We start from the raw sequence: 854 nt of genomic DNA on the forward strand, positions 1-854 counted from the left end.
GTCCTACAATCACTTGCGCGGCAAACGCAAAGGCAGCCGTGAGCATCGATGACGCGTAGAATCACCCTGTGAAATAGTCTTCGAGGTTGTAGTGGTGGATTTACAGCAGGGCTTTGTCTTGACCCGGCATTGGCGCGATACCCCGGCCGGCACGCAAGTCGAGTTCTGGTTAGCGACCGATCAAGGCCCAAGGCTTGTCCGGCTGCCGGTTCAGCCGTCGGTGGCGTTCATTCCCGAGCAGCAGCGCGAGCAGGCCGAGTTGCTGTTGCGTGGCGAGCAGGGTGTCGAACTTCGCCCGCTGGGGTTGCAGGATTTTCAGCATCGGCCGGTGTTCGGGCTGTATTGCCAGCAGCACCGCCAGTTGATGCACCTCGACACGTTGTTGCGCAGGGCCGGTGTCGATGTGTTTGAGGCGGATATCCGTCCGCCGGAACGCTACCTGATGGAGCGCTTCATCACCGCGCCAGTGTCGTTCACGGGAACGGCGGACGACTCCGGCGCACTGCTCGACGCTCATCTCAAACCTGCGCCGGACTATCGCCCGCACTTGAAACTGGTTTCGCTGGATATCGAAACCACCGAGCAGGGCGAGCTGTATTCGATTGCACTGGAAGGCTGTGGTCAGCGCCAGGTCTACATGCTCGGGGCGCCAAATGGTGATGACTCGTTGGTGGATTTTGCGCTTGAGTACTGCGACTCCCGAACCTTGTTGCTGAAAAAACTCAACGAGTGGTTTGCGCTCCACGATCCCGACGCAATCATCGGCTGGAACCTGGTGCAATTCGACCTGCGCGTGCTGCACGAGCATGCCCGGCGGCTGGCCGTGCCGTTGCGCCTGGGGCGCGGTGGCGAGG

Annotated in this window: 1 pseudogene; it reads left to right on the plus strand. The window is 60.9% G+C overall.

Going from position 1 to position 854, the window contains the following annotated elements:
- Positions 1 to 91: 91 nt before the first annotated feature.
- A pseudogene (locus tag AC1DH9_RS30015) lies at positions 92 to 854 on the plus strand (DNA polymerase II); the annotation flags it as partial.

This window comes from Pseudomonas sp. 05T35, from assembly GCF_056396605.1.